Annotated in this window: 17 protein-coding genes and 1 pseudogene; 5 read left to right on the forward strand and 13 right to left on the reverse strand. The window is 64.1% G+C overall.

Annotated elements, in window-relative coordinates; genetic code table 11:
- Window positions 1-14 precede the first annotated feature (14 nt).
- Window positions 15-995, reverse strand: coding sequence for a GlxA family transcriptional regulator (locus QYH69_RS13400; protein ID WP_308832339.1), 981 nt, complete (start codon window positions 993-995; stop codon window positions 15-17).
- Between the two features lie 124 nt (window positions 996-1119).
- Between QYH69_RS13400 and QYH69_RS13405 the strand changes: the two genes are divergently transcribed.
- Complete coding sequence (locus tag QYH69_RS13405) at window positions 1120-1800, forward strand: DJ-1/PfpI family protein (protein WP_308832340.1); 681 nt, start codon at window positions 1120-1122, stop codon at window positions 1798-1800.
- 77 nt (window positions 1801-1877) lie between these two features.
- Here QYH69_RS13405 and QYH69_RS13410 read toward each other — a convergent pair whose 3' ends face one another.
- The 5 genes from QYH69_RS13410 to QYH69_RS13430 all read right to left on the reverse strand — a co-directional run bounded on the left by QYH69_RS13410 (window position 1878) and on the right by QYH69_RS13430 (window position 12088).
- On the reverse strand, window positions 1878-3365 hold the full coding sequence (locus tag QYH69_RS13410; RefSeq protein WP_374992403.1) for an efflux transporter outer membrane subunit: 1488 nt from the start codon (window positions 3363-3365) through the stop codon (window positions 1878-1880).
- A 5-nt stretch (window positions 3366-3370) separates the two neighbouring features.
- Window positions 3371-6724, reverse strand: coding sequence for an efflux RND transporter permease subunit (locus QYH69_RS13415; protein WP_308832341.1), 3354 nt, complete (start codon window positions 6722-6724; stop codon window positions 3371-3373).
- On the reverse strand, window positions 6721-9834 hold the full coding sequence (locus tag QYH69_RS13420) for an efflux RND transporter permease subunit (RefSeq protein WP_308832342.1): 3114 nt from the start codon (window positions 9832-9834) through the stop codon (window positions 6721-6723). Before QYH69_RS13420 ends, QYH69_RS13415 begins: the two co-directional genes overlap by 4 nt.
- Before the next feature lie 84 nt (window positions 9835-9918).
- On the reverse strand, window positions 9919-11133 hold the full coding sequence (locus QYH69_RS13425; RefSeq protein WP_308832387.1) for an efflux RND transporter periplasmic adaptor subunit: 1215 nt from the start codon (window positions 11131-11133) through the stop codon (window positions 9919-9921).
- A gap of 661 nt (window positions 11134-11794) precedes the next feature.
- Window positions 11795-12088: a type VI secretion system tube protein Hcp gene (locus QYH69_RS13430; RefSeq protein WP_308832343.1), complete on the reverse strand. Its 294-nt coding sequence runs from the start codon at window positions 12086-12088 to the stop codon at window positions 11795-11797.
- Between the two features lie 1143 nt (window positions 12089-13231).
- Between QYH69_RS13430 and QYH69_RS36090 the strand changes: the two are divergent.
- The 3 genes and pseudogenes from QYH69_RS36090 to QYH69_RS13440 all read left to right on the forward strand — a co-directional run.
- Window positions 13232-13342, forward strand: a pseudogene (locus tag QYH69_RS36090) (ESPR-type extended signal peptide-containing protein); the annotation flags it as partial.
- Between the two features lie 96 nt (window positions 13343-13438).
- Window positions 13439-19054, forward strand: coding sequence for a hypothetical protein (locus QYH69_RS13435; protein WP_308832344.1), 5616 nt, complete (start codon window positions 13439-13441; stop codon window positions 19052-19054).
- Between the two features lie 183 nt (window positions 19055-19237).
- A complete protein-coding gene (locus tag QYH69_RS13440) occupies window positions 19238-19657 on the forward strand; it encodes an outer membrane protein assembly factor BamE (protein WP_308832345.1) in 420 nt (139 codons plus the stop codon).
- An 87-nt stretch (window positions 19658-19744) separates the two neighbouring features.
- Here QYH69_RS13440 and QYH69_RS13445 read toward each other — a convergent pair whose 3' ends face one another.
- The 6 genes from QYH69_RS13445 to QYH69_RS13470 form a co-directional block, all read right to left on the reverse strand.
- On the reverse strand, window positions 19745-20239 hold the full coding sequence (locus QYH69_RS13445) for an OmpA family protein (RefSeq protein ID WP_308832346.1): 495 nt from the start codon (window positions 20237-20239) through the stop codon (window positions 19745-19747).
- Window positions 20240-20392: 153 nt separating this feature from the next.
- Window positions 20393-21607, reverse strand: a complete 1215-nt coding sequence (locus tag QYH69_RS13450) for a diguanylate cyclase domain-containing protein (RefSeq protein ID WP_308832347.1) — start codon at window positions 21605-21607, stop codon at window positions 20393-20395.
- A 59-nt stretch (window positions 21608-21666) separates the two neighbouring features.
- A complete protein-coding gene (locus tag QYH69_RS13455) occupies window positions 21667-22173 on the reverse strand; it encodes a YfiR family protein (protein ID WP_308832348.1) in 507 nt (168 codons plus the stop codon).
- A 447-nt stretch (window positions 22174-22620) separates the two neighbouring features.
- Window positions 22621-23853 carry an FAD-dependent oxidoreductase gene (locus QYH69_RS13460; protein ID WP_308832349.1) on the reverse strand — a complete coding sequence of 411 codons (1233 nt, stop codon included), beginning with the start codon at window positions 23851-23853 and terminating at the stop codon, window positions 22621-22623.
- A gap of 15 nt (window positions 23854-23868) precedes the next feature.
- Window positions 23869-24177 carry a MocE family 2Fe-2S type ferredoxin gene (locus QYH69_RS13465; RefSeq protein ID WP_308832350.1) on the reverse strand — a complete coding sequence of 103 codons (309 nt, stop codon included), beginning with the start codon at window positions 24175-24177 and terminating at the stop codon, window positions 23869-23871.
- A 56-nt stretch (window positions 24178-24233) separates the two neighbouring features.
- Window positions 24234-25310: a fatty acid desaturase family protein gene (locus QYH69_RS13470; protein ID WP_308832388.1), complete on the reverse strand. Its 1077-nt coding sequence runs from the start codon at window positions 25308-25310 to the stop codon at window positions 24234-24236.
- Between the two features lie 179 nt (window positions 25311-25489).
- On the opposite strand from QYH69_RS13470, the gene QYH69_RS13475 reads away from it, so the two are divergent.
- Window positions 25490-26551, forward strand: a complete 1062-nt coding sequence (locus QYH69_RS13475; protein WP_308832351.1) for a LacI family DNA-binding transcriptional regulator — start codon at window positions 25490-25492, stop codon at window positions 26549-26551.
- A 99-nt stretch (window positions 26552-26650) separates the two neighbouring features.
- Here the strand turns inward: QYH69_RS13475 and QYH69_RS13480 are convergent, their stop codons facing one another.
- Window positions 26651-26977 (reverse strand): HdeA/HdeB family chaperone, encoded by a 327-nt coding sequence (locus QYH69_RS13480; RefSeq protein WP_308832352.1) that lies wholly within the window; start codon window positions 26975-26977, stop codon window positions 26651-26653.
- Between the last annotated feature and the right edge of the window lie 6 nt (window positions 26978-26983).

The following is a 26983-nucleotide window of genomic DNA, read 5'->3' on the forward strand; positions in this document are numbered from 1 at the left end:
GCGGCTGTGCCGCTTCAGGAAAATCGCTCGCGATACACCTGCGGCGTGACCCCCAATAGACGAATAAAACTGCGCCGCATCGTCTCTTCACTGCCGAATCCGCAGCGCGTGGCGATCCGCTTCGCGGGCCACGACGTTTCGCCGAGCATGCGCTGCGCTGCTTCGACGCGAAGCTGTTCGACCGTTCGCGCAGGCGTGCGGCCCGTCTCCGCCTTGTAGTGGCGCATAAAGCTGCGCTCGCTCATATGCAGGCGCTTCGCGAGCAGCGGCACGGAAAGATCCGACGCGATATGCGATGTCATCCACGCATGCAATTCGCCGAAGCGGTCATCGGCTCTTTGCATCGACAGCATCGCGCTGAACTGCGACTGGCCGCCCGGCCGCTTCAGAAACACGACGAGTTCGCGCGCGACGTCGAGCGCCATCGAACGTCCGTGGTCTTCTTCGACGAGCGCGAGCGCAAGGTCGATGCCGGCCGTGACGCCGGCCGAGGTCCAGATATCGCCGTCGCGGATAAAGATCGGATCGGGCTCGACGCGCAGTTGCGGATAACGCTGCGCAAGCTCGTCGCAGCGCGCCCAATGCGTGACGACGCGACGCCCATCGAGCAAGCCGGCCTCGGCAAGCAGAAACGCGCCCGAACATACCGACGCAATACGCGTGGAACGTGCCGCTTGCCGTTGAGTCCACCGGATCAGGCGCGTATCTTCCGAGGCCGCGATCACGCCGCGGCCACCCGGAATGACCAGCGTATGGACCTCGCCTTTGACAGTGCGTATCGAATCGGCCATCAGCGCGACGCCCGACGACGACGTGATCGGGCCACGTTCGGCCGCGACGACGCGAGGGGCATAAGGCACGGCGAGTCCGCGTTGCGCCGCGAGTTCGTTCGCGGATGCGAATACCTGCAGCGGCCCGCAGACGTCGAGCAGTTGCACCTTCGCAAACGCGAGCAGCAGAACGGAGCGGGCTTGACTGGACACGGTTGTGGACATGGTTGGCAGAAACCGTGGGTTAAATGGCAATTTTGCCAAAGACTACCTGCATAGAATCGTTATGTCCACCTCGCAGGTTCCTGCTCGCGGGTGCGCATTGTTCCAACATTTCACGAGGTATTCCATGACGCTGCAAATCGGCTTTCTGGTGTTTCCGCAAGTCCAGCAACTCGATCTGACGGGCCCGCACGAAGTGCTCGCGTCGGTGCCCGGCGCTGCGACGCATCTGATCTGGAAGACGCGCGAACCGGTGGTATCGAGCAACGGGCTCGTGCTGACGCCCAGCGTCACGTACGACGATTGTCCGCCGCTCGACGTGATCTGCGTTCCCGGCGGAACCGGTGTGACACCGCTTCTGCAGGATGCGCGGACTATTGCGTTCGTTCAGAAGCAGGCGGCGCTCGCGCGCTATGTCACGTCGGTCTGCACGGGCGCGTTGCTGCTCGGCGCGGCTGGGCTGCTGCGCGGGCGGCGCGCCACGACGCACTGGGGATTTCATGCGCTGCTCGAACCGCTCGGCGCGATTCCGACGCAAGGCCGGGTCGTGCGTGACGGCAATCTGATGACGGGCGGAGGCGTGACCGCCGGCATCGACTTCGGCTTGACGCTGGCTGCGGAACTCGCGGGGCTTAAGGAAGCGCACGCGATCCAGCTCGAACTCGAATATGCGCCGGCGCCGCCATTCAATGCGGGCGATCCGCAAACCGCGCCGCGCGAAGTGGTCGAACTCGTGAAGCAACGCTCGGCGCAGAGCTTTGCTGCCCGAAGCCGCGCGATCGAGGAGATTGCGCGCGCCGGAGTGTGACGGTTGAAGATTGCGCCAGCACGCGATGCCGCCGATCGCTTCGTGTGTTTTTCAGATATGGGGCCGCGGCGGCGGGGCTATTGATGCGCCGCCGCGCTCGCGCTAGCCGGCGGCAACGTTTCCTGCGGATGCAGCGGATCATGCAACACGCCCGACCATCCGCCGCCCAGATCGCCGATCAGCGCCGCCGCATCGAGCAATCTCTGCTGCTGCACGCTCAATGCGGTCTGCTGATCGTTGAGTTGCGTCGTTTGTGCGGTGGCGACCGTGGTGTAGTCGACGGTACCGGCCTGGTATTCGTTTTGCGCGATCTCGGTGCCGCGGATCGCGTCTCGCACGGCGGCATCGAGCGCCTGCGCCTGGTCCGCGAGAATGCGCAAACCGGAGAGGTCGTTTTCGACATCTTCGAACGCAGTCAGCACGGTGCCGCGATAGTTCGCGACCGCCGCATCGTAGCCCGCCCGCGCGGCGGCCACCTGTCCGCTGCGCAGGCCGCCGTCGAAGATCGTCTCGCTCGCGTTCGCGCCAAGCGACCACACGTAGTTGCTGATATGCAGCAAGCCGTTTAACGGCGATTGCGTGAAGCCATCGAGCGCGGACAGCGAAATGTCCGGATAGTACGCGGCGATCGCCACGCCGATCGATGCGTTGGCGGCCGCCATCTGACGTTCCGCCGTCGCGATATCGGGTCGCCGCTGAAGTATGGTCGACGGCACGCCCGCGGGGATGTCGGGCAGCGTGGGCAGCGCGGTGCTGTGCGGAATGACCAGCTCTCCGGGGTTCTTGCCGACCAGCACGGCAATCGCGTGCTGAAACTGCGCACGCGATACGCCAAGTGCAATCAGGTTCGCCTGCGCGTTTTCAAGCTGCGTGCGCGCCTGCACGAGATTCGATGGCGGCACGGTGCCCGCGCGATCCTGTTCGCTGACCACGCGCAGAAATTCGCTGAATGCTTCGACGGTTTGCGTGAGCAGGTCGATATTCGCATCGGTAATGCGAATATCGATGACTGCATTAGCGAGCGCAATCTGCTCCGATAGTGTTGCATTCGCAAGTGTCGCTTCGCTCGCCTGCGCGGTTGCGGAATTCTGTTCGATCGTGCGGCGCACCTGGCCCCATAGATCGAGGTCCCAGCTCGCGCTGCCTTCGAGCGAACCGCCGTTGTTGATCCGCGCGCCACCAGCTTGCGGCAGGAACGACGAACTGCCGAACGTGCTGGTCGGACTGCGCTCGCGGGTAAGCGAGCCCTGCGCGGCGAGTGCCGGGAAAAGCCCCGCGCGCGCGATGCGCACTTCGGCGACCGCCTGCTGATAGTTCGCGTAGCTCTGGCGTACGGTCTGGTTCGATACCGCGACCTGCGGTTCGAGTTCGTTGAGCAGCGGATCGTTGAAAGCGGTCCACCAGTCGCCTTTCGGACCTTCGGCCGCGGTCGGTTGCGCCTGCGTCCAGCCCGGCAATTCGGACCATGTCGCCGGCACGGCAACCTGTGGCTTCCGGTAGTCGGGACCGACCATGCAGCCGCTCGTCAACGCGACGAGCGAGAGCGCGAGTAGCGTGCGGTTCATGTTCATCATTGCGCGCCCGTATCCGGTGCGTCCGGGGTATCGGTGATGGTGGGAGACCGGCGGTTCCACGGCAGCCGCGCGGACCAGCGCGCTACCTTCGAACGCACGCGGTCGAGATAGAGGTAAATCACGGGCGTCGTATATAGAGTGAACACCTGGCTCAGCAGCAGGCCGCCCATCACCGTGACGCCGAGCGGCTGCCGCAGCGACGCGCCCTGGCCGATGCCGATCGCCAGCGGCAGCGCGCCCAGCACGGCCGCCGCGGTCGTCATCATAATCGGCCGCAGACGCACGACGGCGGCCTCGTGAATGGCCGCACGCGCATCCATTTTCTCGTTGCGCTGCAACTGAATCGCTACGTCGACCATCATGATGCCGTTCTTCTTCACGATACCGATCAGCAGAATAATGCCGATCAGCGCGATCACCGAAAACGGCGTGCCGAAAATCAGCAGCGCAAGCGTTGCGCCGATGCCGGCGGACGGTAAGGTCGAAAGAATGGTCAGCGGGTGGATCGTGTTTTCGTACAGCACGCCAAGCACGATATACACGACGAGCAGGGCGGCGAGAATAAGCAGTGGTATGGTGCCCATCGACTGCGCATACGCCTGCGCGGCGCCCGCGAAGGCGCCATGCACGGACGCGGGTATGCCGATGTCGCGCGACGCCTGTTCGATCGCCGCATCGGCCGCGCTCAGCGATCCGCCGGCCGGCAGGTTGAACGAAATCGTGCCGGCCACGAGACCGCTCTGATGGTTGATCTGGGTTGCGGTATGGCTGCTGGTCCATTTGATCATTGCCGAAAGCGGCACCATCGTTTCGGCCGCCGTACTATCGGCGCTGCCGGTGGAGCTCCCTCCCTTGCTGTTGGCGATGCTGTTGGTCTGCGCGTTCGCCTGGGCATTCGAATTGAGCGCATTGGTTGCCGCAACCGCGCTAGCCGCAGCAGCAATCACGACCGGTTGCGTCACGCCGCTTACGGTGGCGCCCTGCATTTGCGTCTGCTGCGTGCCGCTCGCGTTGCCGGCGGCGGTGCTCATATAGATGCCGTTCAACGACTGCGGATACTGCCAGTACTCAGGCGCCACCTCCATCACGACAAAGTACTGATTGAGCGGGTTGAAGATCGTCGATACCGTGCGCTGCCCAAATGCGTCGTAAAGCACGTTGTCGATCTGGTTCGCGACGAAGCCGTAACGCATCGCGGTGCTGCGGTTCACCTGCACATACGCCTGCAGGCCGTTTTGCTGCAGATCCGAATTGACGTCGACGATCTGACTGCGGTGCTTGCCGAGCGCGGCGACGAGCTTCGGCACCCATTTGAACAGCGCATCGGCGTCGTCGCTCGTCAGCGTGTACTGGTATTCGGCCGCCGATTGCCGTCCGCCGATGCGCAAGTCCTGCTGCGCCTGCAGGAACAGTTGCGCGCCGGACACGGCATTGAGCTTCGGCCGCAGCCGGTTCACCACTTGCGCTGCCGATAGATGCCGCTGCGAGATCGGCTTCAGTTCGATAAACACGTTGGCCGTGTTCAGCGCGCGCCCACCGGTGAAGCCGGCCACCGATTGCACGGCCGGGTCCTTTTGCACGATGGCCTGCAGTTGCGCGAGCTTCTTTTGCATCGCGTTGAACGAGATGCTCTGGTCCGCGATGATCTGCCCGATCAGAATGCCGGTGTCCTGCTCGGGAAAGAACGTCGCGGACAGAAAGCGAAACAGGAACACGTTGGCGACGAGCAGCGCGATCAGCGACAGGCCGATCAGCAGCGCGTGATCGAGCGCACGGTCGAGCGAGCGGCTATACGCGTCGCGGAAACGCGCAAAGCCGTTGTCGATCCAGCGCGCGACGCGTGCCCCATGCGAATTCGCAGGGCCGGCCCGTTCGCGCTTCAGTACATACGCGCACATCGTGGGCGTGATCGTCAGCGAGATCACGAGCGACAGCAGGATCGCGATCGACAACGTCACGGCGAACTCATGGAACAGCAGGCCGACGATGCCCGGCATCAGCAGAATCGGCAAAAATACGGCGATCAGCGACAGGCTCATCGATATGACGGTGAAGCCGACTTCGCCGGCGCCGCGTATCGCCGCTTCCTTCGGGTCGAGCCCTGCTTCGATATGGCGCACGACATTTTCGAGCACGACCACCGCATCGTCGACCACGAAGCCGGTGCCGATCGTCAGGGCCATCAGCGACAGATTGTCGATGCTGTAGCCGAGCAGATACATCGGGCCGAACGTGCCGACAATCGAAAGCGGCAGCGCGACCGCGGGAATCAGCGTCGCGCGCGGCGACAGCAGGAAGATAAACACCACGCCGACCACGAGCAGCACCGCGATAAACAGTGTGCGCTCAGTATCGGCCGTCGAGGCGCGCACCGATTCCGAGCGGTCGATCGCGACATTGACGTGAATCGAACTCGGCATCGCCGCTTCGATGGCGGGCAGCCGTGCCTGGATCTGACTGACCGTCTTCACCACGTTGCTGCCCGGTAGCGGATAGACGATCACGAGCACCGCGGATTTGCCGTTATAAAGGCCTGCATTGCGGATGTTCTCGTTCGAGTCGATCACGCTCGCGACGTCGCGTAAGAATACGGGCGCGCCTTGCCGGTAAGCGATCACGATGTCGCGATACGGCGCTGCGTTGCTGATCTGGTCGTTCGACAGGACCTCGAAGCGCTGGCCGTTCTGGTCGATATGGCCTTTCGCGCTATCCGCATTGGCCGCGCCGATGGCGGCGCGCACGTCCTCGAGGCCGATGCCGTAGCTATTGAGCTTGCCCGGTTGCAGTTCGACGCGCACCGACGGCAGGGCGCCGCCGCCGAGCGTGATCTGGCCGACGCCATCCACTTGCGACAACTGCTGTTGAATGACCGAATCGGCGGAATCGTAAAGTTGCGCTTTGGTCAGCGTGTCCGACGTGAGCGCGAGCACCATGACCGGCGCGCTCGCGGGGTTGTATTGCCGATAAGTCGGATTCGCGCGCAAGGTGGTCGGCAGATCGGCGCGCGCGGCCTGGATCGCCGCTTCGACATCGCGCGCGGCGCCGTTGATATCGCGATTCAGGCCGAACACGACGACGATCATCGACGTGCCGACATAACTCATCGACGTCAGTTCGGCGACATCGGCGATCGTGCCGAGCCGACGCTCGAGCGGTTCGGCGACTGTCGAAGCCATCGTTTCGGGGCTTGCGCCGGCCATTTGCGCCTGAACGACGATTACCGGATACGCGACATTGGGCAGCGGTGCGACCGGCAGCCGGAAATACGCGAGAAAACCCGCCAGCAGAATCGCAACTGCCAGCAGGCTGGTCGCGACGGGCCGCCGGATAAACAGCGCCGGGATGTTCACGGCGTGCTCCGCTGCGCGCCGTTTTCATCGCGCTCACGGCGCTTGCGCGAGAAACGCTGCGCGAGCCGGTCGAAGAACAGATAGATGACGGGTGTCGTGAAGAGCGTCAGCACCTGGCTCAACATCAGGCCGCCGATGATCGCGAGGCCGAGCGGGCGGCGCAGTTCGGAGCCGGTGCCGAGCAGCATCGGCAGGGCGCCCAGCATGGCGGCGAGCGTGGTCATCAGGATCGGGCGGAAGCGCAGCAGCGACGCTTCGGAAATCGCTTCACGCGGCGATTTGCCATGCACGCGCTCCGCTTCGAGCGCGAAGTCGACCATCATGATCGCGTTCTTCTTCACGATGCCGATCAGCAGCACGATGCCGATAATGCCGATCACGTCGAGGTCGCTGCCCGCGATCATCAGCGCGAGCAGCGCGCCGATACCGGCCGACGGCAGCGTCGACAGAATCGTGACCGGGTGGATATAGCTTTCGTACAGCACGCCGAGCACGATATACACGGCCGCGAGCGCGGCAATCAGCAGATACACCTCGCTCGACAGCGAATCTTCGAACGCTTGCGCCGCGCCCTGGAACGTCGATGTGATCGACGGCGGCAGATGGACCGCACGCTCCGCGTCGCGAATCGCGCGCACGGCGGCGCTCAGCGACGCGTCTCTCGCGAGATTGAACGAGACCGTCACCGACGGGAACTGCGCGAGGTGGCTCACCACGAGCGGCGTACGCACGATGCGCAGCTTCGCGATGCCGGAGAGCTGCACCTGGCCGCTGCTGCCGGTCTGACTCGGCAGATAGAGGTTGCCGAGCGCCTGCACGTCCGCCATCGCTTCGGGCTTTGCCACGAGAATGACGCGGTACTGGTCCGACTGCTGGAAGATGGTCGAGACGATGCGCTGACCCAGTGCATCGTAAAGCGCGTTGTCGATCGTCGCGGCGGTGATGCCGTAGCGCGCCGCAAGCTGGCGGTTCACGTCGACGTAAATACCGAGGCCGTCCACGTTGAGGTCGCTTGCGACGTCGGTGATCGACGGAATTTTCTTCATGCGATCGATCAGCGCCGGCACGTATTGCTGGAACGCCTGCTGGTTCGGGCCGCGCAGCACGAAGTTGTACTGGTTCTTCGTCACCGTCGTGTCGAGCGTGAGGTCCTGCTCGGGCTGCAGATAGAGCCGGATGCCCGGCACCTTTTCCGCTTCCTGCTGGATGCGGCGGCCGATTTCCTCGGCCGTCAGCGACCGGTCGTCGCGTGGGCGCAGGTTGATCAGAAAGCGCCCGTTGTTCAGCGTCGTGTTGGTGCCGTCGATGCCCACGTACGAGGTCAGCGACACGACGTCCGGATCCTTGAGGATCGCTTGCGCAAGGTCGTTTTGCCTTTTGACCATCGCCGGATACGACACCGAGTTGTCGGACACGCTGATGCCTTGCAATACGCCGACGTCCTGCACCGGGAACAGACCCTTGGGAATCGCGATGTAGAGGATCAGCGTCAGCGCTACGGTGCCGAGCGCGACGAACAGCGTCAGCGTCTGATGATCGAGCACCCAGCGCAGGCCGCGTTCGTATGCGGCAAGCGTTTTGTCGAAAAGCCCTTCGCTGATGCGCTCGAAGCGGCTCGGGTGACGTTCGGCCTGGGCGCGCAGAATGCGCGCGCACATCATCGGCACGACCGTCAGCGAGACGACAGCCGACAGTACGATGGTCACGGCGAGCGTAATGGCGAATTCGCTGAAGAGCCGGCCGATCACGCCGCCCATAAACAGCAGCGGAATCAGCACCGCGATCAGCGATACCGTCAGCGACAGAATCGTAAAGCCGATTTGTCCGGCGCCCTTCAATGCCGCTTCGAGCGGTCCCATCCCTTCTTCGAGATACCGGACGATATTCTCGATCATCACGATCGAGTCGTCGACGACGAAGCCGGTGGCGATGATCAGCGCCATCAGCGACAGATTGTCGATCGAGTAGTTGAGCTGGTACATCACCGCGAGCGTGCCGATCAACGAGACCGGCACCGAGATGCTCGGGATGATGGTCGCGGGCACGTTGCGCAGGAACACGAAAATCACGGCGACGACGAGCACGATCGCGAGAATCAGCTCGAACGCCGCGTCGCGCACCGACGAGCGGATCACGCCGGTGCTGTCCGCCACCACCGTCACTTTCATGCCGGCCGGCAGCGTCGATTCGAGTTTCGGCAACTGCTGCATGATCTGGTTCACGGTGCGGATCACGTTCGCGCCGGGCTGGCGCTGCACGTTGATCACGATCGCCGGCGTTCCGTTGAACCACGCGCCGCGCTCGACGTCCTGCGGCGCCTGGCTCGCGCGCGCGACATCGCGCAGATACACGGGCGCGCCGTTCTGATACGCGATCACCGAGTTCAAATAGTCTTCGGGGTCGACGATCTGATCGTTGCCGTTGATCGTGTAGTCGAGCTCGGGGCCGTCGAAGTTGCCTTTCGGCTGGCTCACGTTGATGTTCGCGAGCAGCGTGCGCAGGTCGTCGATATTGAGGCCGTACCCCGCGAGTTTCTGCGGATCGGCTTCGACGCGCACGGCCGGCACATTGCCGCCCGCGGTGGCGACGAGGCCGACGCCCGGCACTTCGGAAATCTTCGTCGCGAGCCGGTTGTTCGCAACGTCCTGCAACTGCGTGAGCGACATCGACTTCGACGTGACCGCGAGCGTGAGGATCGGCTGGTCGGCGGGATTGACCTTTGCGTACGTGGGCGGCGCGGGCAGGCCAGCGGGCAGGAAGCTGTTGGCCGCGTTGATCGCCTGCTGCACGTTCTGCTGCGCGACGTCGAGGTTCAGCGAAAGGTCGAACTGCAGCGTGATGATCGAGGCGCCCTCGGAGCTGTACGAGATCATCTGCTGCAGGCCCGGTATCTGGCCGAGCTGCACTTCGAGCGGCGCGGTCACCGTGGTCGCCATCACGTGCGGACTCGCGCCGGGATAGAAGGTCTGCACCTGGATCGTCGGATAGTCCACGGACGGCAGCGACGAGACCGGCAGGAACTTCATCGCGACGAGACCGACGAGCACGAGCGCGATCATGAGCAGCGATGTCGCTACCGGTCTCAGGATAAACAGGCGGGAGAAATTCATCGGCGCGGGATGAGCGGCTTATGGTCGGCGTCTACGGTGCTTGCCGGTCGTTCGCCGGGCGCGGGTCGGTCACGCATCGGCACCTCACGAATCCTGCGCTTGCGCGTTCGCATCCGATGCAGCCGGTGCCGCGCTCGCGCCGCTTGCCGGTGCTGCACGCGCGGCTGCCGGCGTGATATGCGCGCCGTCGGACAATCGGTCGAGCCCGTCGGTTACGACGCGCTGGCCCGTCGCCAGTCCCGAAGCGATGGCGGTGTACGCACCGTTGGTCGGCCCGATCGTGACCTTGCGCACCGACACGGTGTTGTTGGCGTTCACGACATAGACATAGTCGCCGGGCGCGCCGGTTTGCACCGCAGGCGTAGGCACGAGCACCGCGTTCTGCAGCGTATCGACGAGCAGCGTCACGTTGACGAATTCGTTGGGGAAGAGCGCCTCGTCGTCGTTCGGCAGGCTCGCGCGCAGCGTGACGGTGCCGGTCGCGGTCGCCATCTGGTTGTTGATCGTGTAGAGCTCGCCCGTCGCGAGCTTCTTCGAGTTGTCGCTGCTGTAGACGGTGACGGGCAGCTTCGCGCCGGTATTGAAGCGGCGCAGCACGTGTTCCAGCGAGTTTTGCGGCACGGTGAATTCGACGGTGGTCGGTTTCATCTGCGTAATCACGGCGATGCCGGGCTGGCTCGACGCGGTGACGTAGTTGCCCGGATCGATGAGCCGCAGGCCGATGCGGCCCGAGATCGGCGCGGTGATATGGCAGTAGATGAGGTCGAGATCGAATTGCGCGATGTTCGCGAGGTCCGCCTTGACGGCGGCTTCGTCCTGCTGCACGAGGAACTGCTGGTCGACGTAAGTCTGCTCGGCGATCGACTTGTGCTCGTTCAGTTGCGTGAAGCGCGCGAGATCGGCACGGGCCTGGGCCAGCGACGCCTTGTCTTTCGCGAGCTGCGCCTGAGCCTGCTGCTTGCTGATCTCGAACTGGCGCGGGTCGATCTGCGCAAGGAACTGGCCTTTTTCGACGTCCTGGCCTTCGCGATAGCCGACGGCGGTCAGATAGCCGCTCAATTGCGGCAGTACGGTGACAGTTGCGATCGGCGTAATCGTGCCGAGCGCGCTCAGCGTTTCCGGCATCGAGCCCACGGTGGCCGTTGCGACCGTTACGACTTGCGGCGTCGCCGCGCGCGCCGGTTTCTTGCCGCGCAGCACGTGCAGCACCGCGAGGGCGATCAGCACGATCACGATGACGGCAATAACGAGCAGGCCGCGGCGCCGCGGTTTCTGTTGCGGGGTCGTTACAGCATTCATCGCTACCTCGCGCGTATTGTTTTCGAGCGTGACCTGCTGCACGGTAACCGTAACCGTGACCACGGCTGGGACCGCTGGCCGAGCCGCGGCGCGGGTGCCCTATTGCATTGGCCGCCGCCGGGCGAATAGCTATGCTGCATACACCTTCTCATCGATTGGTTTCCCCGTTCCAAACGAGCGCCCCGTCCGGTCAGGATCGAGAATTAAAACGAGCTTTCGAATAGGGTGCCGGCCTGAACGCACATGCATAGGATCACGTGATGTACGACTCGTACACCTTACGATTTGCTATCGGTCCGTTCTGGATTGGCGTGACCCAACACTTTAACTGGTCCGATGAGAAAGACGCAGATTTGATGTAACGCGCGGTAATCGCAACATGACGTCGGATCGGTGCGACGGAAAGCCTTCGCCGACTCCTCGGGAGCCCGCTGCGTGCAGACGGAAAGCGCCGCGCCTGACGCCGTCGATATAGGTCGTGTCGCCCGTCCGCTCATTCCGGAGCATGAACCATTTCGATCGATCGGTCGTGCCGGTATTGGCTGATGCGATCAGGTCATAGAGCATCCCATACGTGCGCCTGAATCGACATCGTGAAGTGGTTCTCCTCGTGGCCTGCTTCAGTGGTCCCGTACCACCTGAGAACGGCGCCAGCGAGCGTCTACCCACGCACGATGGCTTGAGAGTGCAGCGGCGAGGAGCGATCTATTTCCTTCTCGATCGACAGCGGCCGGTGCGAGTGAAGACCCATGAGCCTGCCGGTCTGCTGATCGACCGGTGCATCTGCGTCATGCGTCACGCTCAGGACTTCGATGCTTCCTTCGCGTTCCGATACTTCGCTGTTGCCGCGGACCGGCGCGTCGCCGTCATCGGTAAGCCAGAGGTGTAGCGGTATGCCCATCGTCGTTGTTCTCCGTCGGATGTCGTTGAATTCAGTGGTCCAGACTTTTAACACGTGGCACATCGTCGCCAGATCCGGGTCGAATCGTTCCTTCTATGGAAAGGGACACTCCCAAATGCATTGCGCGACGATTCTTAAGATTTATTCGATATATGAACGCGAGGTATGGCGAGGTATTGAAGAAAGGATGCACCTTATTGCTATCCTTTCAGTTTGTTATGTGTGTCAAATTAATGTGACATTTCACCTGACCTTTAGCGAAACGGTTCATAAAGATCATGGGAAAAAATGACCGGTATTACTCTGTATCATTTATCCTGTTTTCGCCTTGATTTATAAAAAACTGTCTGTAGACAAACAACTTTGCTTATGCGACAGTTCCAGCGAGCACTGAATCCTGCCTTCGTTACAAGCGCTATGCCGGCAGTCGCGACCGCCTACAGGATGGTTGTGCAGGCATTTAGCAGACGTGCTCGGGGTTGTTTCCGAAAGAGAGCGCTGTTGCACGGGCGTGTCACGCGCGCCGTCGTGCAACGTGCATGTCGACGTCTAATGGCTGCGCAAAGACGGCCTGAAGAGGAAACGGTAACCATGAGCACTCGAAGTGCGCCGGGGATCGAAGAGCATCCAGCAGAACAGCCAGACGGTTCCCCCGATCGGCTATTGCCTCCACAAATCGTGTTCGCACGCATCTCGCGCCACGATGGTCCTTCATAAGTTTTCTCCGGCCGGATAAATCGCCCGGCTATTGCATCCCTGTCAGTAGCGTTGTCGCCTGAATACTTCATTTGGCCATTTCGCGCCAAATGGAAAGGCTGCGCTCGGCCTGACGATTTAAAGAAGTCAATTCGCTGATTGAAATCAGGTGGTGGTCCGGCAACTGAATGAGATGCCGTATCGACCTGCAAGCAGGAATGCAAATAACGATTATCTGAAAACGAGACGGGTCAATGTCCACTGGCTAATCCAGTATCGGACGACCATCGGCAACAACGGGAAACCGGAGAGCAGACCGCGTAGCGCTTTACGTGGCGATTCGTCACGTCCGCGCGATCTGCAAGCGAAGCCGATCGAGCGTCGTGCGGCGCGCTGGTGGTCGTATCGATTGTGGACATCTGTTGCCGTTCGCAGGCGCGCAGCGTCTCGACGTATCGCTGGCGCTGAAGTCGACTTTCTGTCCGGTGAAGAGGGAACAACATGAACAAGGTGTGTCGCACTATCTACAACAAAGCGCTTGGCGCTTTTATTGCGGTGTCCGAACATGACTGCGCGTTGGGCAAGGACAAAGGCGGGGTTGCGTCGAGCGCGTCCGGTCTATCTGATGCGAGGACAGGAAACCCTTCCGTCGATATATCTCTTGCTGCGAAACGCGGTAGGCGCCCGACATCCGCAGGCGTCGACCGGATGCGGCGGCTGCCGCTGGTCCGCTGGCTGGTCGTGTGCGGCTGTGTCGCAGTTTCGCCGGCCGTGTTCGCGGGGACATGCGTTCAGCTGGACGCGATCGGCACAAGTACGGCGACGGGAAGCGGCGCCTCCGGCGCCGCGACATGCGGTTCGTTTTCGATCGCGATCGGGGCGGGCAGCGGTGCGACGGCCAACAACTTCGGCGTGGCTGTCGGAGACGCCGCGACTTCCACGGGCACCAACTCCGTTGCAATAGGCCGGCAGACCGTCGCGACCGGTGCGCAGAGTTCGGCACTAGGTCAAGCCGCAAAGGCGGCCGGCGCAGGCGCGACGGCATTGGGTGCGGCGGCGCAGGCGTCGGGCGCAGGGTCCGTTGCACTCGGTAGTGCCGATTCGACCGCCGAGGGCGGCGCGGCGGCGCCCGTTGCGGCCGCCGCGCCCAATGCGTCGGCGATTCGCGCGATCGCCATCGGGGCAGGCTCGAGCGCTGCCGGAACTTCGTCGATTGCCGAGGGCGACGGCGCGTCGGCGGCCAACACGGCCAATGCGATCGCGATCGGCACGACCGCGCAGAGTTCCGGCACGGCTGCCGTTGCGATTGGCCAGTCCGCGAGCGCTTCGCAGGCCCAGGCGGCGGCCTTGGGCTTTCAGGCGTCGGCCGCGGGGCTCGGGTCGGTCGCGATCGGCAATCAGTCGCAGGTGCGCGCCGGCGCCGACGCCGGCGTCGCGCTCGGCAGCGGCGCGGTGTCGAATGGCCCGTCGGCGGTCGCGATCGGCGTCAACAGCGGCGCGAGCAACACGGGCGCCATTGCCATCGGTGTCGGCGGCACGGCCGGCGTTCCCGGTTCGGGCACCCAGGCCACGGGCAATGCATCGATCGCGTTCGGCGAAGCTTCGCTTGCCGCTGCCGATCAGGCAGTCGCGCTCGGCCTGAGCAGCGCCGCGAGCGGCGTGTCGTCGATCGCGTTCGGCGTGTCGTCGGTGGCGACCCAGCAGTTCGGCGTGGCGCTCGGGAATCTCGCGAGTTCGACAGGCGTTTCGGCCTCCGCGCTCGGGCCGGGCGCGACCGCGTCAGCGGACAATTCGACGGCGGTCGGCATCGACGCCCGCGCCACGGGCACTTCGAGCGTCGCGGTTGGCGACAGGGCCGTTGCAGGGTCGGCTACCGCAGTCGCGATCGGGCAGAGCGCATCGGCATCCGGTGGCTCGGCGGTCTCGATCGGCGTGGCGAATACCGCGGTAGGCAACGGCGCGGTCGCAATCGGCGATCCGAACTTCGTCAGCGGCACGGGCGCGTTCGCCGGCGGCGCGAATAACATCGCCAATAGCGACGGCACGGCAACCGCGACTGCCGCGAATGCAGCCAACGGCGCGGTCGCTATCGGCAACAGCAACGTCGCGGTAGGGCAAGGTTCGGTCGCGCTCGGCAATACGTCGATCGCCGGCGTGGCGGGCCAGGCCGGCAACGTCGCGATCGGCGACGGCGCGAACGCGACCGCCGCGGCCGGCGACGTGGCGCTAGGCACGGGCTCGCAGACGGCGGCTTCGCACACGGGCGCGTTCGTGATCGCCGGCAGCGCGACGCCGGCGGCGGGCACCGCTGGGACCAGCGTGGTGTCGGTAGGCAGCGCGGGTGCCGAGCGGCAGATTCAGAATGTCGGCGCAGGCGTGCTATCCGCTGCGTCGACCGATGCCGTGAACGGCTCGCAACTGTTCGCGACCAACGCGGCGGTGACCAACCTCGGCAACACCGTCGCGGCTGACGCGCTCCACTACCTGAGCGTCAACGACGGCGGTACGCAGAGCGCGAACTTCGCCAATGACGGCGCGACCGGCGTGAACGCGATTGCGATCGGGCCGGCGGCGGCGTCACTCGGCGTCAATAGCGTGGCGATCGGCAATGGCGCGGCGAATCGGGACAACGGCTCGAGCCAGGTCGCGCTCGGCGCGTCGGCGGCTACCAGCTCATTCGGTTCGATTGCAGTGGGGAGCAATGCTTCCGCCCTGTTCCAGAACAGCATCGCGATCGGCCAGGCGGCGTCCGCGAACAACGGTTACACGGTGGCGATCGGTTCAGGGCCGGCGGGCTCGCCGGGTGCGGTGGCGTCGAGCGGCGATGCGATCGCCATCGGCAGCGGCGGCGGCGGCCCGCTTGGCAATCCGGCGCAAGCGACTGCCGCCCGGACGATCGCCATCGGCTCCAACGCCGTTGCAGCCCAGTCGAACGCGATCGCGATCGGCTTCAACGCCGTCACCGGCGGCGCCACCTCCGTCGCGATCGGCGATGCGGCACAGACCGGTGCGAACGGCACGAACGTTTCGCTGGGCTTCGGGAATCTGGCCAATGCCGCGACGGCCGCCGGCGGCGCGGTCGCGATCGGGCGGACCAGCACCGCCACCGGCGACGGCGCGCTGGCGATCGGCACGTTGAACAGCGCTTTCGGGAACGGAGCGGTCGCACTCGGCGATCCGAGCTTCGCCAGCGGCAATGGCGCGTTCACTGGCGGTGCGAACAACATTGCGAATGCGGACGGGTCAGCCACGGCGACTGCGGCCAATGAAGCCAATGGCGCGGTTGCCATCGGTAATAGCAACATCGCGGTCGGGCAGGGCTCCGTCGCGCTCGGCAACACGTCCATCGCAGGCGCGACGGGCCAGGCCGGCAACGTCGCGATCGGCGACGGCGCGAACGCCACGGCCGCGGCCGGCGACGTGGCGCTGGGCTCGGGCTCGCAGACGGCGGCTTCGCACACGGGCGCGTTCGTGATTGCCGGCAGCGCGACGCCGGCGGCCGGGACCGCCGGGACCAGCGTGGTGTCGGTGGGCGGCGCAGGCGCCGAGCGGCAGATCCAGAATGTCGGCGCGGGCGTGCTCTCGGCCGCTTCGACCGATGCCGTGAACGGTTCGCAACTGTTCGCGACGAACACGGCCGTGACCAACCTCAGCAACACGATCGCGGCTGACGCGCACCACTACATAAGCATCAACGATGGCGGTACGCAGGGCGCGAACTTCAACAACGATGGCGCGACGGCACAGGGCGCGATTGCCGTGGGAGTAAGCGCCGAGGCAAGCGGAAACAATTCCATTGCGCAAGGTGTCGGTGCGACCGCCACGCTCGATGGTGCAATTGCGCTGGGCGACACCGCCAACGCCAGCGCGGGCAGCGCCATCGCAATCGGCCGCACCGCTACGGCGAGCGGTACCAACGGCACGGCGATCGGCGTCGCGGCCAATGCCGCGATCAATGCGACGGCGCTTGGCAACTCGGCTAATGCCAGCGTCGGCAATGCGGTGGCGGTCGGCGCCGCCGCGACGGCTTCCGGTGTGCGCTCGATTGCGGTCGGCACGAACGCCACGTCCGCCGGTGTGGAATCGCTCGCCGAAGGTTTTCAGGCGACTGCCGGCGCCGATGGCGGAACGGCGCTCGGCAGAACCTCGTCGGTCCAGGCCGGCGCCACGGACGGCGTGGCGATCGGCACCGGCGCAACGGTCAGCGCGGCCAACTCGGTGGCGCTCGGCGCCAACTCGACTACCACTGCGAATCTGGCGCTTGCCGCATTCAATCCCGGAACCGGCACGATAGCCGGAGCAACGCCGGTTGGCGAAGTGTCGGTCGGCTCCGCGGGCGCGGAACGCCGCGTCACGAACGTGGCCGCGGGCGCGGCGGCGACGGATGCCGTCAACGTGAGCCAGTTGCAGGCTGTCAGTTCGCAGGTCAACCAGGTGACGCAGGATGCACTGTTGTGGGATGCGACGGCAAACGGCGGCGCAGGCGCGTTCAGCGCAAGTCACGCAGGCACCGGCCCGAATAACATCACCAACGTGGCCGATGGTGCAGTCAACGCGACGAGTACCGATGCCGTCAACGGTTCGCAGCTCTTCGCGACAAACCAGAACGTCGCGAACGTTTCGAACGAAGTCAACGACATCGTAAATAACGGCGTGGGCATCAAGTACTTCCACGCGAATTCCGCGCTCGCGGATAGCCAGGCGCAAGGCGCGAACAGCGTCGCAATCGGCCCGGCCGCCGTATCGGCCGGGGCGAGCAGCCTCGCTGCGGGCAATGGCGCGCAGTCGCAGGCGGACAACTCGCTTGCGCTGGGCGCCCAGTCGAATGTCTCGGTCGCCGGCGGCGTGGCCATTGGTTCGGGCTCCGTGTCGGATCGCGCGATCGCGCCCGGCATCGGCAGTATCACGATCGGCACATCGGCCGTGCCGTTCAACACGGCCAACGGCACGCTGCTCGGCGCGGTTTCGTTCGGCAGCGCGGCCAGCAACACGTTCCGGCAACTCACGAATGTCGCTGACGGTACGTCCCAGCACGACGCGGTGACGGTCGAACAGCTGGCCAATTCGCTCTCGTCGTTTGCGACGACCACGCAGAAGTACTTCCATGCGAACTCGGCCGCGGCCGATTCGCTGGCCGTCGGCGCGGAGTCGGTTGCGGTCGGTCCGCAGACGGTGGTCAATGGCGACAGCGGCGTCGGAATCGGCAACGGCGCGACCGTGCAGCAACTCGCGCCGGGCGGCGTGGCGATCGGCGAGCAGGCGAACTCGGGTCAGGTCGATGCGATCGCGGTGGGCAGCGGTGCGAATGCGAACGCGGCCGAATCGATCGCGCAAGGCGCGAATTCGAGCGTAACGAACGTAGGCGGCATTGCGATCGGCTCGGGCTCGAGCAGCAGCGCCGTCGACGCGGTCGCACTCGGCGCGGGCGCGACCGCGTCCTTCGCGAACAGCGTCGCGATCGGCGCCGGCTCGCAGACGACGGTCGGCGCGTTGACGAACTACATTGCGTATGGTTTGAGCGCGCCGCAATCGTCGGTCGGCGAAGTCAACGTCGGTAACCGGCAAATCACCGGATTAGCGGCAGGCAAGGCGGGCACCGATGCCGTCAATGTCTCGCAGCTCGATGCGGTCGCCAATCAGCTCACGCAGCTCATCAGCAACAATAACAGCACGGGCGGCGGTGGCGGCTTCTCGACGAACCCGGCGGGCAGCGGCGCATCGACGGGCCCTTCCTCGACGGGTTCGAACTCTTCTGCCGGCGGAACGGGTTCGTCCGCAACCGGGGCGGGCAGCACGGCGGTCGGCAACAACTCGCAATCGAGCGGCAGCAATTCGACGGCGGTCGGTACCGGTGCGACGTCATCGGGTAACGGGTCGGTCGCGATCGGCAGCAACAGCAGCGACGGCGGCCGCAACGATGTCGTGTCGGTGGGCAGTGCGACGAACGCGCGGCAGGTGGTCAACGTGGCGGCGGGCACCGCGCCTACCGATGCCGTCAACGTGCAGCAGCTCAACCAGACGCTGCAACAGGCGAACGGCTACACGGACAACCAGATCGCTGGCCTGCGCAATCAGATCGACACCGACCGGCGCGATGCGGATGGCGGGACTGCCGCTGCAATGGCGATCGCCGCTCTGCCGCAGCCGTCTGGGCCGGGCATGAGCATGGTGTCGCTCGGCGGCAGCGTCTATCGCGGACAAACGGGCCAGGCGCTCGGCGTCTCGACCATCTCGGAGAACAATCACTGGATCTATAAGGCGGCGGTGTCCACCAATAGTCGCGGCACCTATGGCGGTGCGGTGGCTGCCGGATACCAGTGGTAGCGGCAGGCGCGATTCATTGTGCTTCGTCGCAGTTGCCGGGCAGACCTCGCGAGTGAATACCGTGCAGGCCTGCCTGTCCCCGACGACGCGCTTTACGCCTCAAGCGCCCGAACTCAACGTCCGAATTCAACGCCCAAATTCAACGCCCAAATTCAACGCCCAAATTCAAGGCTCAAACGAAACATGAAGATCAAATCGATATTGGCGACTACCGTCACGCTCGCTAGCGTACCTGGCCTTTCGGGCTGCCTCTTTTATCCGCCGCCGGACGGTTCGTTTCCCGATCCGGACCGGGCATGGACCAAAGACGGCTCGTTTCCGAATATGGACAATCTGCGCATGGTCGCACCGGGTCAAACGAAGAGCCAGGTCGATCAGCTGATCGGGCCGCCGCATTTCAACGAAGCGGTGTTCCACGTGCGCGAATGGAACTATCTGCTGCATCTTCGCAATGGCGATCAGACGATGGTCTGTCAGTTCCAGATCCGGTTCGATAGTCATAGCCGCGTGACGGCGATGCGCTGGCGCGATCAGGCATGCGCGGATCTCGTTGGCGCGAAAACGGCGGATGGAGAAGATGCGCCGTCGCCGTCTGCGCAGTAGCGCGGTTTATATGCGGCGCTCGGGTCGACGCCGATGCCTGCATGTCGCGCCCATCCGCATTGACCGAGCGCCTCGGACCATCGCGCTCTAATGTGTCGAAATAACGATCGCCACGCGGCGGTTCTGTGCGCGGCCTTCGGCAGTACCGTTGTCGGCGACCGGATGCGATTTGCCCGCGCCGACCGGCGTCAGTCCATTTCGCGCCATACCGGCGACGACGAGCTCGTCGGCGACCGCCTTCGCTCGTTGCTCGGACAACAATTCGTTATGCGCATCGCTGCCTGTCGAATCGGTGTAACCGTAGACGCGCACTGTCGAAATGCCAACCTTGAGCAACGTCGACGCGACCCGTGTGATGACGTCCTGGGCGGCCGGCTGAAGCTCGAATCTGTCGGTCGCGAACAGAACCTTGTCATTGATGCCAAACTCCCAACCCTCGTCGGTTTCGTGAAAGCCGGCTTGCTTGAGTGCCGCGATCTGCGCCGCGGTCAACCCGTGTCTGGGCGGTGTGCTCTGGCATCCGGCCAGCAGCATGAGCATCGACAGGAAGCTCGCTGCGACAAGCGCCGGAAAATGCCGCAAATACCGAATCTTGAGCGTCCTGCTTTCATTTCTTGTTGTTCCAGCCGAGCATTCCACTTCAATCCCCATTTTGCGTGTGTGACCAACCGTTGCGCCGTTCGTCCAGCGCAACGTCCAGGGTGCGCGCCGGCTTGCCGCTTTATAGACGTAGCGTCAACGCGCCATCTGCCATGCCTGTTCGCCGGTGCGCTTGGCGGCGTACATCGCGATATCGGCGCTGCGCAGCAAGCTTGCGACATCGTCCGCATGCGAAGGAAACATCGCGATGCCGATGCTTACCGATGTGGCGATTCGATGTCCGCCTGGTAAGGTTATCGGCTCGAGCATCGATTCGCTTAAGGCCTGCGCAATGACGATCGCGTCGTCTTCGTCGTCGAGGCCCGGCAACAGGGCTGCGAATTCGTCCCCGCCGAGGCGCGCGACCAGATCGTGCTTGCGCAGCGTTGCGCGCAGGCGCGAAGCAATCGTGACGAGTACCGCGTCGCCGGCGTCGTGACCCAATGTGTCGTTGATTTCCTTGAAGCGGTCGCTGTCGATGTACAGCACGCCGACGGCCGTGCCCAATGCGCGCGCGTCGCGGATCGTCTGTTCGAGTCGCGCCTCGAAGTGCGCGCGGTTCGGCAAGCCGGTCAGCGGATCGTGATTCGCCTGGTGACTAAGCGTTGCATTCTGCTCGCGCAGCGACTGTTGCCAGCCCTCGAATTCGTCGAGCAATGCATTGAAGTCGTTGCCGAGTTCCTGCAGTTCCATGATCGGCGTCGCGGCCACGCGGCGATCGAAAGCGCGGTCGCGACGCACCGCGTGCGCCACTTCGGCTAGCGCGCGCAGCGGTTCGACGATGTCGCGATGCATGTGCCGCGCGATCAGCGTGCCCGCGCCGACGATAATGGCCAGGCACGCGAGCACGCCGCCGATGCCGCCGATCAGAAAGATCGCGAACTGATGCCCACGCCCGCGCACGCGAATCTTCGCGATCACCATGCCGTTATGCATCACCGGTACGACCGCGCCGCCGGGCAGCGCAAGGTCCGCAATGCGGTGCACGCTGCGCGCCAGCGGCCCGTCGCCCGGCCGCTCCCAGAACGCAAACGTCGCACCGTGGCTATCGATCACACGGACTTCGGAGATATCTTCGTTGCCCGCGATCTGCGCAATCGCATCTTCCGCGGCGGGCGCGTCGTCGAACACGACGGCGGCCTCGACCGTGTACGCGATCGAGCGCGCGAGCAGCATCAGATTGTCGTTCGCATAGGCGCGCAGCACGGTCCACGAGACCAGCACGAGGCACACGGCCGCGAGCGAGACTGCGGAAAATGCGAGGCGCACGTAGGTTTGGCGCAACAAGCGCTCGAGCGAAGGGCGTCGCATGACGGCGTTTCGCGCGCGCACATGGCCGCGGGATCCGACAAGGCGCCGGACGATGCGCTTCATGGCGTGCTCCGTTTGCGCGCGAGTTCCAGCACTTTCGGGCTCACGCGGACGCCGCTGCGCGCCACGCTATCGAGGTTCATATCGAACGTCACGCGATTTGCATCGGTCGAGAGGCAAAACATCGCACCGAGCGTGCAGGTACTGTCGCTTTCGGCAATCGTGAGAAGGGCATGGCCGGCCCGCTTCGCGTCGACCCGGCGGCGGTCCGCATCGGACAACGCGCCAATGTACAGCGCATCGCATGCGGTGCCCAGCGCCGGATCGTCAGCCGTTGTTTTGCGGGTCGCGATGGCCGGCCCGGGCGGCGCGGCGAGTTTGTCGATGCCGTCGAGCGAGAACCGCGTGTTGCCGACCGTGCACAAACGCACCGGCGTACGCGGCTGCGGCCAGTGCGTGAAGCTGACGATGCCGAGCACGACCTGCTGGACAGCGGTGTCCAGGGTGGCCGGCGACGCATCGGGAGCCGGAGCCTGTGCGCGGCTCGAAATCGCGTAGATGGACATAAGTATGCTGCCGACCCACACGCCGATCCTGCAACTAAGCTTCGCGCGCACGAGCGTGGTCTGGTTCTCTCTCTGCACAATATCTCGTCGTGGCCTTGACGCCGCATACGTCAGGCAGCAAAACAAAAGGTCGTATTGCACGAGGAACGCTCCGATGTCCCACTAAGTATGGAGGTCAGCGTGATAACGATTCGGAACGCATGCTTCAGCGGATAAAGCGCGGTCTGGCGGTCCTGATGACAGCGCAATGCCGAAAGCGCCGTAGCAGGATTTCGAAAGCTGCCGGCAAAGACTGCTACCGGCCAACGACTGCTCCGGCCAACGACCGTCGGACATTCGATCTGGATATGCGACGCGGTTACGGTCGGCGCAATTCTGCCATGCAATCGCGCATGGCAACAGCAGGCCAAACACGAACGGCGTCGAGCGGTTCTTATGCGCGGTGGCTTAAAGAAGACTCTTGAGTTTGATGGCGCTGTCGGAAAGCGTTTCGGGCGCGATCGTATTACCGCTGTCGACGAGCATGCGGGCGAGCCTCATCTCTCTCGCGAGGCCGCCGAGCGGACCATATCCGCTCGCGCCGACGAGACGCAGATTCGCGTCGAAATGGAAGTGGATCTCCGCATCGCCGTCGAGCGCGCGAGTCGTGCAACTGACGCCGAGCGCCGGTTCACCCGCCACCTGCAGTTGATGATCGTACTGATCGGACCAGAACCACGGCAACGCGCGGTAGGGTTCCGCGGCGCCGAGCATGTTGTGCGCGACGACGCGCGCCTGCGTTTCGGCGTTATGCCACGTTTCCTGACGGATCGGCTGTGCCGTATAGCGGCTTGGGAAAAGTGCGACGTCGCCGGCCGCAAACACGCCGCGCGCCGACGTTTCGAGCGACGCATCGACGACAATGCCGCGATTCACCGCAAGGCCTGCTGCCCGCGCCAGTTCGTCGGCCGGTTCGATGCCGATGCCGACGATCACGGTGTCGGCCGTCAGCACGCCGCCATTCGTCAACGTCACGCCAAGTGCGCCGTCGTCTTGCCGATCGATCGACGTGGGCATCGCGTCGAGGTGAATGCATACGCCGTTGCGCTCGTGCAGCGCGTGCACGCGCGCCGCGATCGAGGCCGGCACGCAGCGGCCGAGCAGACGCGGCGCGCCTTCGAGCACCGCCACTTCGCAGCCGCGCTTGCGCGCCGAGGCGGCAACCTCGAGCCCGATAAAACCGCCGCCGACGAGCACGATGCGCGCTGCGGGCACCAAGCGCCGCGCGATCGTCGCGGCGTCGTCGAGTGTGCGCAGCGCGATGACGCCGTCGAGTTCGGCGCCCGGTATCGTCAGCCGCCGGGGGTGGCCGCCGGTTGCGAGCAATAGCGCCTCGTACGCGAATGTGCGGCCATCGCCCATTTGCAGCGTGCGCGCTTGCGGGTCGAACGATTGCACGCTGCCGACGATATGATCGATCCGGTCGTCGCGCCACGCGTCCGAAGTTCGCAACTGGCACTGTTGCGCTTCGCGTTCGCCCGTGAGCAAGCCCTTCGAAAGCGGCGGCCGCTCGTACGGCAAATGCGTTTCCGCACCGATCATCGCAATGGCGCCGTTCCAGCCTGCCTGACGCAGTGTTTGCGCAGCGCGCCCGCCGACATGCCCGGCCCCGACGATGGCCATCAAAGGTTCGGATGTCATTGCTCGCGTCCTGCTTCAAACCTCGATGAGAATGCGTCCGCCTTCGACTTTCGCCGCATGCGTCTGCAGTTTCTCGCATACCGGTGCGCAAAGCGGGCGGCCATCGCGGACGTCGAAACGGCCGTTGTGCTTCGGGCACTCGATCACGTGGCCCATCACGAGTCCATCGGCCAGATGCACGTGTTCGTGCGTGCAAAGGCCGTCGGTTGCAAAGACGTTATCTTCGATCCGATAGATCGCGAAGGTGCGCCCAGCGTGATCGAAGCGCATGACGTCCTCGTCTTCGATATCGTCGAATGCCGCTGCGTCGAGCCACTGTGTCATTGCCTGTCTCTCCGGTAATGTTTATCGATGATGGGTCTATCTGCGGCCGGATCGGTTCACGCACGCGCGGCCGCTTCGGGCACGGGCCTCGCAATCGAATACGATGGATCGTGCGTTTGGCGAACGAGCGCCGGAATGATCTCCGCGTAAGCGGCAATCGTGCTGCCATAGGGCGGCGGCATATCGGCCTTCACGACATCGTGCAGGCGCGGCAACGCATGGAACGGCACCATCGGAAACATGTGGTGCTCGACGTGATAGTTCATGTTCCAGTAAAGAAAGCGGAATACCGGGTTCATTCGCACGGTGCGGCAGTTGCGTCGATGATCGAGCACGTTCTCGGGCAAGCCCGCGTGCTGCGTCAAGCCGAAGTACAGATAGAGCCATCCGCCGTAGAGACTCGGCAAGCCGATATAAAGCAGCGGCAGCACCGAACGGAAACAGACGCACGCGGCGATCACGACCAGATAGATCGATACGGTGATGCGCGCTTCGCGGATCACCTTCGGCCATTCGGACTCCGGCACGAAGGTCTTTTCTTCTTCGCCGACGCGGCTTAACGCAGCGCCGATCATTTTCGGAAATTCGTGCGCGACATGCCTGATTGCGAAGATGCCGAGCGCGAGACCGAGCCAGTCGGTCGGTTTTTGTGCGGCGATTTCGGGATCGCGCCCGACGATCAGCGTATCGGTGTGGTGGCGCGCATGACTGTAGCGCCATACGGTGGCGCGCCGGAATATCTGGAACGACGCGATCTGATAAAGCACGTCGTTCATCCAGCGTGTTTTGAACGCGGTGCCGTGCCCGCATTCATGCCAGCGCGAATCGGCCGGGCTGCAATAAAGCGTGCCGTACAGCCAGAACGCGGGAATCGCCCACAGTGAATGCGCATGCCAGGCGAACCACGCGACGACGCCGCTTGCGACGATCGCCGCATACCAGATCGCCGTATCGCGAATCGCGCGTGCGTCGCTGCGCTGCATCAACTGCTTCATGACCGCGCGCGGCACTGCGCATTTGTACCAGTTCGCGTTGACGAGGCCGGCGGCGCGCGCTTGTTCTCCCGCGCCGCCGATCAGCCGGTAGGCGTCGCGCTGCGCCGCACGCGAAGCTTCGTGCGAAGGCGTTTGCATATTGATGTCGGCCACCTGTGTCTCCTTGATCTTTTTTGCGTTGCACATGGAAAAGCGCGCAAGGCGTGTGATCAACATAGCGGACGGCCGTTTAACGCTCAACAGGAAGGTTGACGAAATTTCGTCATTCTTCTAGCGTACGGGAAAGCTTCAGACGGGACCGCAGCCACGGAGGAAGCGTGTCGATCGAAACCCCACCGCGCTGGCGCAAGCGCACCGCGCGCTTCGTCGAGATTGCAGAGCGGGCCGGCGTCAGCACGGCGACCGTCGATCGCGTGCTCAACGAACGCGGCAGCGTATCGGCGAAAACGCGCGAACGCGTCGTCGCCGCGGCTCGCGAGCTTGCGCTGCCAAGGCTGTTGCCCGATACGCGGCACGGCCTCATTCATATCGATGTGCTTCTGCCCGACAGCGACGCCCCGTTTTTTTGCCGGCTGCGCGACGCCGTGCAACGCGCGATGCAGATGCTTGACAGACGTGTCGTCGTGCATCGCACGCTGATGTCGGCCGCGGACGAAGCGGGTCTGCCGCAAACGCTGGCGCACTCCGGTTACCGGCGTGCAGCGCTGATCGTTACGACGCACGACACGCCGCAGGTGCGCGACGCGCTCACCGCCGCGATTGCGCGTGGTGAAGCAGTGGTCACGATGGTGACCGATGTCGGCGGTATCGAGCGGTTACGTTATGCGGGCATCGATAATCTGCGCGCCGGGCGCACAGCCGGTTACTTCATCGGACGGTTCGCGCGCCAGCCGGGCAGGGTGCTGTTGCTGCCCGCGCGCATGGACTATCGCGCACATGTCGAGCGTATCGAAGGTTGCCGCGCTCAGCTCGCCGAACGCTTTGCGCATCTGACCTGCGAAATCGGCGAGGAGCCGACGCTCGATCACGACGATCGCAGCTTCCGCGCAGTGAGCGCCGCGTTAAAGCGCGGCGGCCTCGTCGGCATCTACAACACCGGCTACGGTTCGGCCGGCATCGATGCGGCGCTGCGCAAGTCCGGCGCGGCGGGCAGTGTCGTCTGGGTGGGGCACGAGATGCTCGATCAGCATCGCGCATTGATCGACGCGGGTGTGATGGATATCGTGATCGACCAGGATCCGGACGGGCAGGTGATCTCGGCGCTGCAGCACGTATTGCATGCGTGCGGCGTCGTGAACGAAATGCCGCACGACGAGCCTGTCGAGTTCCGCGTGTTCTGTTCGGCGAACGTGAGGGCGACCGGTTATCTGGGCGATTGAAGCAGCATGCCGCCGGCGTTGCCGTCGCAGCGCCAACGTCGCCCTTTATTCACACCAATCGGCCTTTAGCGTCCTGAAGACATCTTTCCGCGATGCCGCCTAGTGATGATCGAACAGCTTGAGCTGACCGCTCTTGTACATCGTACGCACCTTCGTATGCAGCGACGCTTTCGGCGATTTCTGGCACTCGCCTACGAGCAGGGCGATCGGGGTGGCGGTATCCACCGTCATCGTGTCGGTCTCCGTAATGCCGAGCTTGTCGACGCCGGCCAGATAGTAGACGACCGCGGGCCGATAGGCTTCGTCGACCGCGAGGAAGTCCTCGCATTTCATCTTCATCGGATTGTTTTTTTGCGGCGTCTGCGCCGATGCGGGAACGGCGATAACTGCACCGACAAGGCACGCGACCATCACTTTGCGGTTCATTTCGTT

The organism is Paraburkholderia sp. SARCC-3016 (assembly GCF_031119615.1).
Classification (GTDB): domain Bacteria; phylum Pseudomonadota; class Gammaproteobacteria; order Burkholderiales; family Burkholderiaceae; genus Paraburkholderia.

What these genes read in the sequence shown, in the direction of transcription:
- QYH69_RS13470 (WP_308832388.1), bottom strand. Translation starts at nt 25,310, where the DNA reads ATGCAAACGCCTTCGCACGAAGCTTCGCGTGCGGCGCAGCGCGACGCC.
- QYH69_RS13425 (WP_308832387.1), bottom strand. Translation starts at nt 11,133, where the DNA reads ATGAATGCTGTAACGACCCCGCAACAGAAACCGCGGCGCCGCGGCCTG.
- QYH69_RS13455 (WP_308832348.1), bottom strand. Translation starts at nt 22,173, where the DNA reads ATGTCCATCTACGCGATTTCGAGCCGCGCACAGGCTCCGGCTCCCGAT.
- QYH69_RS13420 (WP_308832342.1), bottom strand. Translation starts at nt 9,834, where the DNA reads ATGAATTTCTCCCGCCTGTTTATCCTGAGACCGGTAGCGACATCGCTG.
- QYH69_RS13435 (WP_308832344.1), top strand. Translation starts at nt 13,439, where the DNA reads ATGCGGCGGCTGCCGCTGGTCCGCTGGCTGGTCGTGTGCGGCTGTGTC.
- QYH69_RS13480 (WP_308832352.1), bottom strand. Translation starts at nt 26,977, where the DNA reads ATGAACCGCAAAGTGATGGTCGCGTGCCTTGTCGGTGCAGTTATCGCC.
- QYH69_RS13460 (WP_308832349.1), bottom strand. Translation starts at nt 23,853, where the DNA reads ATGACATCCGAACCTTTGATGGCCATCGTCGGGGCCGGGCATGTCGGC.
- QYH69_RS13405 (WP_308832340.1), top strand. Translation starts at nt 1,120, where the DNA reads ATGACGCTGCAAATCGGCTTTCTGGTGTTTCCGCAAGTCCAGCAACTC.
- QYH69_RS13440 (WP_308832345.1), top strand. Translation starts at nt 19,238, where the DNA reads ATGAAGATCAAATCGATATTGGCGACTACCGTCACGCTCGCTAGCGTA.
- QYH69_RS13450 (WP_308832347.1), bottom strand. Translation starts at nt 21,607, where the DNA reads ATGCGACGCCCTTCGCTCGAGCGCTTGTTGCGCCAAACCTACGTGCGC.
- QYH69_RS13465 (WP_308832350.1), bottom strand. Translation starts at nt 24,177, where the DNA reads ATGACACAGTGGCTCGACGCAGCGGCATTCGACGATATCGAAGACGAG.
- QYH69_RS13400 (WP_308832339.1), bottom strand. Translation starts at nt 995, where the DNA reads ATGTCCACAACCGTGTCCAGTCAAGCCCGCTCCGTTCTGCTGCTCGCG.
- QYH69_RS13410 (WP_374992403.1), bottom strand. Translation starts at nt 3,365, where the DNA reads ATGAACCGCACGCTACTCGCGCTCTCGCTCGTCGCGTTGACGAGCGGC.